Source organism: Levilactobacillus lindianensis (assembly GCF_003946095.1).
In the GTDB taxonomy this organism is placed as follows: domain Bacteria; phylum Bacillota; class Bacilli; order Lactobacillales; family Lactobacillaceae; genus Levilactobacillus; species Levilactobacillus lindianensis.
This window is the reverse complement of record NZ_RHOD01000026.1, coordinates 20100-27274: the sequence shown is the minus strand read 5'-3', so window position 1 is coordinate 27274 and position 7175 is coordinate 20100. Positions and strand designations below refer to the sequence as shown.

General features: G+C 49.7%; 6 protein-coding genes. 4 read left to right on the top strand and 2 right to left on the bottom strand.

Annotated elements, in window-relative coordinates; translation table 11 throughout:
- Positions 1 to 102 precede the first annotated feature (102 nt).
- Together EKM70_RS11525 and EKM70_RS09455 are read right to left on the bottom strand one after the other, a co-directional pair.
- The gene (locus tag EKM70_RS11525; protein ID WP_225416420.1) at positions 103 to 705 is read right to left on the bottom strand and encodes a hypothetical protein; all 603 of its coding nucleotides are present in this window, start codon (positions 703 to 705) and stop codon (positions 103 to 105) included.
- Positions 705 to 1901, bottom strand: coding sequence for a hypothetical protein (locus EKM70_RS09455; protein ID WP_125547335.1), 1197 nt, complete (start codon positions 1899 to 1901; stop codon positions 705 to 707). Before EKM70_RS09455 ends, EKM70_RS11525 begins: the two co-directional genes overlap by 1 nt.
- Positions 1902 to 2348: 447 nt before the next feature.
- Here EKM70_RS09455 and EKM70_RS09450 point away from each other — a divergent pair, with 447 nt between their 5' ends.
- From EKM70_RS09450 to arsC, 4 genes are all read left to right on the top strand, one after another.
- Complete coding sequence (locus EKM70_RS09450) at positions 2349 to 3320, top strand: restriction endonuclease (protein WP_125547333.1); 972 nt, start codon at positions 2349 to 2351, stop codon at positions 3318 to 3320.
- Between the two features lie 354 nt (positions 3321 to 3674).
- Positions 3675 to 5057: a branched-chain amino acid transport system II carrier protein gene (gene brnQ / locus EKM70_RS09445; RefSeq protein ID WP_125547331.1), complete on the top strand. Its 1383-nt coding sequence runs from the start codon at positions 3675 to 3677 to the stop codon at positions 5055 to 5057.
- Positions 5058 to 5113: 56 nt separating this feature from the next.
- On the top strand, positions 5114 to 6457 hold the full coding sequence (locus EKM70_RS09440; protein WP_125547329.1) for a replication-associated recombination protein A: 1344 nt from the start codon (positions 5114 to 5116) through the stop codon (positions 6455 to 6457).
- Positions 6458 to 6511: 54 nt separating this feature from the next.
- On the top strand, positions 6512 to 6931 hold the full coding sequence (gene arsC, locus EKM70_RS09435) for an arsenate reductase (thioredoxin) (RefSeq protein WP_125547327.1): 420 nt from the start codon (positions 6512 to 6514) through the stop codon (positions 6929 to 6931).
- Positions 6932 to 7175 lie beyond the last annotated feature (244 nt).

The following is a 7175-nucleotide window of genomic DNA, read 5'->3' as shown; positions in this document are numbered from 1 at the left end:
TACCAAAAAGCTGGTCGGGAGAAATCCGAAGATTCCTCTCAACCAGCTTTCATTTTGGAGACTTATGTCACAGCCTCTTATTTTTGTCAGACCTGTAAGTATTTAGTCGACGGCTTCTTCAGTGATGTCGAGGACTTGTTGACGAACGTTAGCGGCTTGCCAACGTGTGTTGACTGGGGAATAGTGGTACATCGTCTTGACGGGACGGCTAGCAAACTTAGTCAGCGCGGTATTGACGGTACTTCCTAAGGCAACCAATGTGGCGTTCTTTGAGATACCCAGGGCATCGAGGTGTTTTTCGAAGTCACGGACATCGGCTTCAACTGGTTTGGCTTCTTGACTGTTACTGTTGATGGTCTTGGAGACATCACTCATGAAGGTTCCCCAGAGTTTCGTACCATAAATGGCAGCAGCGAGACGGTAATCGCAGCTTCTGGCAGGGCCATGGAAGTTGTTGAAGAGGCCTTGTTCGCTGGCTTTAGCAGCGGCGTTGCCGGGGTTTTGACCGACCAGGACGTATTCAACCTTGCTGAGGCGGTCGGTGAGATCGCTAGGAAGTTGGTCTTTAGGAGAGGTCCCGTGGGCGCCATAGGCGGCCTTGAAGAGTTGTTCACGTTCAGCATCGGTGGCGTTGGCTGGTAAATCAGCAGGAACATTCCAGAGCGCCCAGTTATCAACAGTTGAAAAATCAGAAGTTTTAATCATTAGTTATCACCTTTCTTTAAGTCAATGTGACGTAGCAGTTTTTCAATCAGGTTACGAAGCAAGATGTCGTAGGCCACGGTCTGCCCGGTGGTCTGGTCAATCAAGTCGAAACTTAATTCAGGAATATGGGAACCGTCTTCTCGCCAGAAGTCGATAGCGACATCGGTGAGGTGGCCGTCAACGATCGTGAAGTCTTCAGCCGCCCCTCTGTCAACGAGTTGACGCGTCATACGATTAATGCCGAGATTTTGGCGGTCGGCCAAGTTAATGAGGTGGTTGGCCAGCTGTTTCGCATCGTCGGTTTGCGTCGGGTCGACAGGGGTCTGGCTAGTTAATTCAGCAATGACGCTGAGACAGTCGGTAAGACCAAGTTCAGGGCATAGAGCGTCATAAGGTTCGGCAGAAGGACTGAATAATTGAACGATACGGCCATCTTGAGGAATTTGTGATTTCGCCATACGGGCACAGTCGGCACGGCTAGTGATCGGGTAGTCAGCGGATAGTCGGTAGGCAGTGACATGGAGGTGAAGGTCACTGTCAGCGGGGACTAACTTGCGGTTCGGCCATATGAGGAGTTGCTTGATGGCTTGAGGGTCGACTTGGAGTAAGAGACAGCCGATGACCGCGCCAAGGAGGAGGGGATGAATACTTTCGATAATCGGCTCGTCTGATTGATCGTAAATCGTATAGCGACTCTGATTGGGCAGGTATTCGTTGTCGTTGTTCAGGGCTGGGATACTAGCAGTGTCAATCGGACGCGATGGCAAGTCGAGCGTGGCCAGATAGTCAGTAGGATTAGCGACAAACGCGTCGAGATCGGAGATAAAACGCGATTCGAGTCGTTGAATATGGTAACCAGTCACGGTGAAGCCTAGATCGTTCAGATTGGCGATGAGCGTTTCAAGATTGGGGACCGCCGTGGGACCAAATGGCAAAACGGGGAGGTCATCAGTCGGTGTCGAGAGGACGCGCTCAAGTTCACGTAATTTTAGATAGGACGTGTAGGTGGCGTTGTTATCACCGCCCACTTGATAACGCGTAACGTGGTGGGGTAGCTCATCAGATGTGATAGGAAAAAGCGAGGTTGCATTTGAAGCAGTGATGCGTTCGGAATCGCTGTGTGCGTAGACTTTACACAAAACGTTGAGGTCGGCATAGGAAAGATTTCTGGAGATTTTGGTCTGAGATATGGTCATTGAAACACCTCCTTGTTAGATTAACGCGGAAACGATATGACGCGGTGTTACTTAAGTTGATAAAATAAGTATAGTCGATAGGTGTGTCATAGTATGTCAGTCTGATAGTGATTGCAGAAATTAATTGTACGAAATTGTTGTTTTTTGAGTTGCCTATTGGGAAACTAGCTTGGAAGCTTATGAGACGTGTATTTACGGCTACTTAGTATGTGCTTTTTTGTCGGACATGTCTGGGAATGCTGTCATAAGTAAAGTAATGAGGGATTTGGCTGATTGTTAAAATTAATGCGAAAAATTACCGGTAAATTTCGTTTGTATGAATAGGGGTGCTATTCGAAAAGCACATGGTGAGATTCCTAGTAAATTTTAAAGTTGTGGTCGAGTTTTACAGCTAAATCTTCTATACTTGGGATTAAAGACGAATCGAAAAATATGGAGGCTGACACAATGACTTATCAAGATTTGAAACTTGCGGGGAACGGCATTCCCACGTGGGATGCCCTAGCTCCAGCTGTTCTTAAGTTTGCCAGTCAACATGAAACGTGGGCTGGACGTACATCACAGCGTGAGATAGCGGATAGTTTGAAATTACCAGATGACCTAAGAAAAATGACCTATAACAGTGTCGGTCATGAAACAACTAATATCAGTGAAGATCGTGTCTATTGGGCTATTAGTGAGTTAACGACAGCGGGTTTGTTGAAACGTGTCCGGCGAGGTTATTATCAGATCACGTCGAGAGGTCGCGATCTATTAGCTAGTCGCGATTTAATTGATAAAAGCGTGATTAAAACCCAACCCGCTTACTTTCGACATAAAGAAGAATTAGATGAACGGAAGCTGCGGAGAAAATCAACAACAGCTACCTCAGAAGAAATTCCGGAAACGGCGGCGTCCCCCGAGACGGCGCCTATTCTAGAACAACTAGCAGAACAATCTCAGGCCTACAATGCCGAAGTTGCGACGGATCTCTTACAGCGAATTCGTGAAGCTGATCCTACTTTTTTTGAAAATCTAGTGGTTAAATTACTCGTGGCAATGGGATACAAAGGGCCCAATGGTTCGGCGTGGGTAACACAGAAGACCAATGATGGCGGTATCGATGGTGTGATCAATCAGGATGCACTGGGAACGAACACCGTTTATGTCCAGGCTAAACGGTATGGTGAGGATAATCGCGTTCAACGGCCAGTGATCGATTCCTTCTATGGGGCTTTGAAACGCAACCACGCCGATCGAGGCGTCCTAATCACGACGTCTGGCTTCTCTTCCGCTGCGGTTAGGGCGGCTAAAGAATTCTCAATCGTTCTGATCGACGGTATCCAACTCACAGATCTCATGCTTGAATACCACGTGGGTGTTCAGGTGAAGCAACAGTTCGAATTTTTCGAAATTGACGAAGACTTCTTTGATGATTAGAAAACAATTAAAATCCCCATTGACCTATAACCTCCCCACGCCTATAATCAGTCTCAATACTTCAAAAACGTTGAGGAAAAAAGTAGCCAACGGTCCGTTGCCAAGTGAGTCACGGTAAGTGGAAGGTGACCAACAACCGCCGGTGAAAATCATTTCCGAGTTCGCGACTGAATCAGTAGGTACGCGTGGTGGCCACCATTATCTGGCTAGCGGATGTTAGTCCGCGATAAGCGTTGCGGGCAACCGCAACATAAAAGGTGGTACCGTTCTACTCGTAGAGCCCTTTTCCCGTGATGGGAGAGGGGCTCTTTTTGATGTTATGGCGGCAAAATGATTAATTATGGAGGCATTAATATGGAAAATGCAGACGTCATCCCCAAGAAAAGTTGGGGTCAATTATTCGTAGTGAGTTCCCTGATCTTTGGGATGTTCTTTGGGTCTGGTAACTTAATTTTCCCGGTACATCTCGGGCAAATGGCCGGACACAACTGGTTCTTAGCGGCGTTGGGTTTTGCCATCTCCGGCTCACTATTCCCGTTACTGGCAATTTTGGCGGTCGTGGTGACCAAGAGTGATGGGCTTTTCGACCTCGCTAAACCCGTCGGTCGGCACTACGCTGCGCTTTTCCTAGTTTTAGTTCATCTGACCATCGGGCCGTTCTTCGGGACTCCCCGGACGGCCGCCACAGCCTATGAGATGGCAGTGCAGCCGTTTCTACCCACGCGCTTCAGTACGGTGGGGATGCTGATCTTCACGGGCCTCTTCTTCGGCGCAGCCTACGTCTTGGCTACCCATCAAAATAATCTGGTGAAAGTGGTGGGCAAGTATCTCAATGCCGGCTTTCTCCTCATGTTAGCGGTCATCTTCGTTGTGGCCTTTCTCAATCCAATGGGGAATCTCCAGCACGCCGCCACGGTGACCTACCAGACACATGCCACGGTTCACGGGTTCCTCGAGGGTTACAATACCGTCGATGCCGTCGCACTGTTGGCCTTGAGTGTGACCTTTGTCCATGCCGTTCGGGGACTGGGTTACCACGATCGTGAGCTCACCAAGCTCACCGCTCAGGCGGGGGCCTTGAGTATCGGTTTAGAAATTCTCATCTACTTTGGCTTAGTATTATTGGGCGCGTTCAGCCTCAGTCGACTCAGTCTATCCGCTAATGGTGGGGTGGCACTGTCTCAGATTGTGGGCCACTACTTTAGTAATTTTGGGACGCTATTTCTCGGGGTCTTAGTGACGCTGGGCGTCTTCACCACAGCACTGGGGTTGGTCACCTCATTTGCCCAAGACTTCCACAAGCTCTTTCCGCGGGTCAGCTACCTGGCTTGGCTGCGGATTACGACGTTGGTGTCCTTTCTGGTCGCTAACGCTGGTCTCGACACGATCATCGCCTGGTCCCTACCAGTGTTGATGTTACTTTACCCACTGTCCTTAGCCCTCATTCTGGTGGCCTTGACCGTGGCTAATCGCCCGTATGCCGGCATCGTTTACAAATTGACGATTGCCTTCACCGTCGTTCCCGCTGTATTAGACATGCTCAACAGTGCCCCAGCGGTCGTAACGCAGTTGGTGCCAGTGCATGCCGCGTTAGCCGTTTATCATCAGGTTGTCCCATTTGCTAGTCTGGGGTTAGGCTGGTTGGTGCCGACCTTTCTGGGATTTGCCTTAGGAATCGCCTGGGGCCGCCTGCGCTGGTCACTGGAACCCATGACGGTGGCCGACCGGGATCACTAACGCTTTTGTTCGCGGGCTAAACGGGTTATCATTGACCTAAAAGGGTGGTGAGTCTCGTGGAGCAGGAATCGCTATTTGCAAATCAGCAGCAGTCGCCGTTGGCTAGTCGGGTGCGCCCGCGGTCATTGGCGGAATTTGTCGGTCAGACTCACTTATTGGGTCCCGGCAAGATTCTCCGCGAGTTAATTGAAAACGATCAAGTCTCGTCGATGATTTTCTGGGGCCCGCCGGGTGTCGGCAAGACGACCCTGGCCGAGATTATTGCCCGGCAGACGCAGGCTAAATTTCTTCAATTTAGTGCGGTTGACAGCGGCATTAGTCAGATTAAGAAAATTATGAAACAAGCGGCTAGTGACCTCTCGGTGGGGGAAAAGACGATCGTCTTCGTCGATGAAATCCACCGGTTTAACAAGGCCCAGCAGGACGCCTTTCTGCCATACGTTGAACGGGGCAGTATTGTTTTGATTGGGGCCACGACTGAGAATCCGTCATTTGAAATTAACTCCGCCTTGTTATCCCGGTGTAAGGTCTTCGTGCTGAAGGCCCTACAAACTGCCGATGTCGAACAACTCTTGAAGAATGCTTTGGCCAATCCGGCCGGGTTCAAGGGGCAGGTCACGATCGGTGCCGATGAGATCCGGGCCATCGCCGAGTTTGCTAACGGGGATGCCCGTACGGCCTTGAATACACTGGAAATGGCCGTCTTAAATGGTGACAAACAGGGTGACAAGGTGACCGTAACCTTAGACGACTTGAAACAACTTATCAATCAGAAGTTCGTGCTGTATGACAAGTCGGGTGAGGAACACTACAACATCATTTCCGCGTTGCATAAGTCGATGCGCAACAGTGATCCAGATGCGGCCATCTACTGGATGTCGCGGATGTTGGAAGGTGGGGAGGACCCACTATACATTGCGCGGCGGCTGGTTCGCTTTGCCAGTGAGGATATTGGATTGGCCGACACCAATGCCCTGAATGTCGCCGTGAACGTCTTTCAGGCTTGTCAATTTCTGGGGATGCCGGAGTGTGACGTTCACCTGACCGAAGCGGTGACTTATCTGGCGTTGGCGCCTAAGTCCAATGCCATTTATAAGGCAAGGCTCGCAGCCAAAAAGGACGTTCAGGAGACACGAGACGAGCCCGTACCGCTTCAGATCCGCAATGCACCAACCAAGCTCATGAAAGATCTTGACTACGGTAAGGATTATCAGTATGCTCACGATATGAAAGATAAATTAACTACGATGCAGACGCTTCCGGACGACCTGGTAGGCCACACGTACTATGATCCCACCGACCAGGGTCGTGAGGGACTCTTCAAGAAACGACTGGATTACGTGAAGAACTGGCGTAAAGAGCATGCCGCCGATCACAGGGATCACGTGGATCATACTTAGCCATTGGCGACTGACACCTAAAGACTGGCGCAAGCCGAAAGCGAGGGCTTTATCATGACCCAACTCTATTTTCTCTGTACCGGAAACTCTTGTCGTAGCCAAATGGCAGAGGGTTTTGCTCGGGCATTGGCCCCCAAGGACTGGCGAGTTGCCAGTGCTGGTGTCGAAGTTCACGGGTTGAATCCGCTGGCTGTGAAAGTCATGGCAGAAAAGAATATTGACATCAGCCAGCAGGCTTCAAAGCTGATTGATAGTGATTATCTGCTGAGTAGTGATGTCGTCGTGACGCTCTGTGGGGATGCGCGAGACAAGTGTCCCATGACACCACCGTCCGTGGAACGCCGCCACTGGCCATTCAGCGACCCTGCTCAAGCAACCGGGAGCGAAGCTGAACGCCTGGTAGTCTTTCGCGAGGTGCGTGATGAAATTCAACAACGCGTCGCTGACCTTGTGGCCGAATTACAAGCAAAATAAATCTTTTAAGGAGTCCGATTATAGGGGCTTCTTTTTTTATGACGAAAACTTTTGCAAGCGCTTCGAAAAGTTTGAATTAATGGTTGAATTCTTTTCATTTGTAGGGGATACTGATGTTGGTTGGTTCAATAAACCAATGGTAGATTGACTACGAGTTGATCAATACTATGTTAAATCACGGTTGAACGTGTCAGCCAGTTAGTTTAACAACTACCATTCGTCTAGTTTGAATGACATATCATAG

Excerpts from the sequence above, each read along its gene's own strand:
- arsC (WP_125547327.1), top strand. The coding sequence starts at position 6,512 with ATGACCCAACTCTATTTTCTCTGTACCGGAAACTCTTGTCGTAGCCAA.
- brnQ (WP_125547331.1), top strand. The coding sequence starts at position 3,675 with ATGGAAAATGCAGACGTCATCCCCAAGAAAAGTTGGGGTCAATTATTC.
- EKM70_RS11525 (WP_225416420.1), bottom strand. The coding sequence starts at position 705 with ATGATTAAAACTTCTGATTTTTCAACTGTTGATAACTGGGCGCTCTGG.
- EKM70_RS09450 (WP_125547333.1), top strand. The coding sequence starts at position 2,349 with ATGACTTATCAAGATTTGAAACTTGCGGGGAACGGCATTCCCACGTGG.
- EKM70_RS09455 (WP_125547335.1), bottom strand. The coding sequence starts at position 1,901 with ATGACCATATCTCAGACCAAAATCTCCAGAAATCTTTCCTATGCCGAC.